The sequence below is a fragment of the Candidatus Symbiopectobacterium sp. NZEC135 genome, assembly GCF_025962695.1.
In genome coordinates this window covers 1-1,527 of sequence record NZ_JAGFPF010000407.1, presented here as the reverse complement: position 1 = coordinate 1,527, position 1,527 = coordinate 1, and the positions used below count along the sequence as shown (strand labels likewise).

General features: G+C 54.7%; 4 protein-coding genes. All 4 read right to left on the bottom strand.

Annotated features, from left to right (window positions below):
* Nucleotides 1–91: 91 nt before the first annotated feature.
* Nucleotides 92–445 (bottom strand): hypothetical protein, encoded by a 354-nt coding sequence (locus tag J5224_RS27340; protein WP_264628286.1) that lies wholly within the window; start codon nucleotides 443–445, stop codon nucleotides 92–94.
* Nucleotides 446–549: 104 nt separating this feature from the next.
* Complete coding sequence (locus tag J5224_RS27335; RefSeq protein ID WP_264628285.1) at nucleotides 550–891, bottom strand: M15 family metallopeptidase; 342 nt, start codon at nucleotides 889–891, stop codon at nucleotides 550–552.
* Complete coding sequence (locus J5224_RS27330) at nucleotides 878–1,183, bottom strand: phage holin family protein (protein WP_264628284.1); 306 nt, start codon at nucleotides 1,181–1,183, stop codon at nucleotides 878–880. Before J5224_RS27330 ends, J5224_RS27335 begins: the two co-directional genes overlap by 14 nt.
* A gap of 8 nt (nucleotides 1,184–1,191) precedes the next feature.
* The coding region (locus J5224_RS27325; RefSeq protein WP_264628283.1) for a DUF2597 family protein at nucleotides 1,192–1,527 on the bottom strand (336 nt) is incomplete at its 5' end.

Here is a 1,527-nt window from a genome sequence, read left to right as displayed (position 1 = left end):
ATGTCGTACTGCACAATCAGCATATATTTCCGGCCATTGCGTTAATGGCATGGCGGCATCCGTTCCGGTATTCCCCTTAATGCGGGGTAAATTAGTGACCGGGCATTTCTTTTTCAGGTTTTCCTGAAAGGATACGTTCGGTGTTTTCGACAGCGGTGTTGTACAGGCTGACATACTCAGCAGACAGGCACACGTTAGTAAACACCGGCTTAACCAGCTCCCGATAGATCTCTTTGTTTGGCGCATTGCGTATCGCCTCCAGTTGGCTTTCCAGCCGTTGCCCCGATTGGCTGGCAATCTGCTGCATCGCCTGGCGGGATTGTTCCCCGGCTTTGTTGGCCGCCTGCGTGATGGCCAACTCAACGCTATCACGCTGCCAGTTTGCCCCTTGCCAACCTGCGGCAAACGTAGCGACCAACACACCGACAATCGCCCAGATATTCACCAATCACCCCCACACCATGCAGACGGTCATTGCAGTACGAACCACATCGCAGAGAATGCTCACACCCAGCGCAATGGCGAACATCCAGAAAAGGGCCTTATCCATCAACGCACCCCGTGATGCTCGAGGCTAAAGTGATTGCCGTCCGGGCGCGATGTAAAGCGCCCGCCCCAACTGCCGCCCAACGATTCCCAATACTCACCCAGCGGTAAATAATCCTCTGTTTTGGTCTGGTAGACGCCATTGACAAACAGATTGAGATCAACGGCCAGGCGCTGGGTATGCAGGCTATTGGCAATGCCGCTGCCGTTTTTGGCATTCAGTTTTGCCTGTTCTGGCGTGCGGTAGGCTTCACCAAAGGTCAGGCGGTAGCCACGCTCACCCGCCCAGGCGATAAGCTGCGCCACAAGCTGGGTAAAAAGCTGCTGTTTTTCACTTAATGTCATGATTGCCTTTTCTCCCTGTCAGCAATTGACTACCACGACGCCGCAACCAGATTTCAACCACCTGGTGACCGGCGACACCAAACGCCGCCCCCAACCCGGTGATCGCGGTCTGCGATAGCCCTGGGATCCACACCAATACCGCACCGGCAGCCAGCGCCGTGGCGGAACCCAAAATCACCCGCCCAACAAACAGGCGCGGCGTCACTTTCTCATCACTGGCCAGCACTTTGCCGATGGCGATCAACGCTCCCAACACGGCCAACCAAAGGATGTTTTTTTCATATTCCTGCATAGGTATCTTTACCCGATCAGTTTTTCCGTAAGGTCCGTTTCGATGTACGGAATGCCGTTGATGCGCACAAAATCCGGACTGGTCACAAAAAACTTAATTTTGTGTGTCATGACGCTGCCGCCCTTTGGATCGTTGTCCAGAATGTCACTGACAACCAGCTTGCAGCCGAACGCCTCCACCTTGATTTCTTCATTACCAGCCTTGGCATACCACATCAAATCAACCGGTTCGATACCGCGCCACGATCCAGCGCTGCGTGCTTTGGCCGTCACCACAGACAGACTCTTGGTGCTGAGTTCCATCTCACCTTCTGCGGCCACATCCCCCGACACCCAGCCATCCGG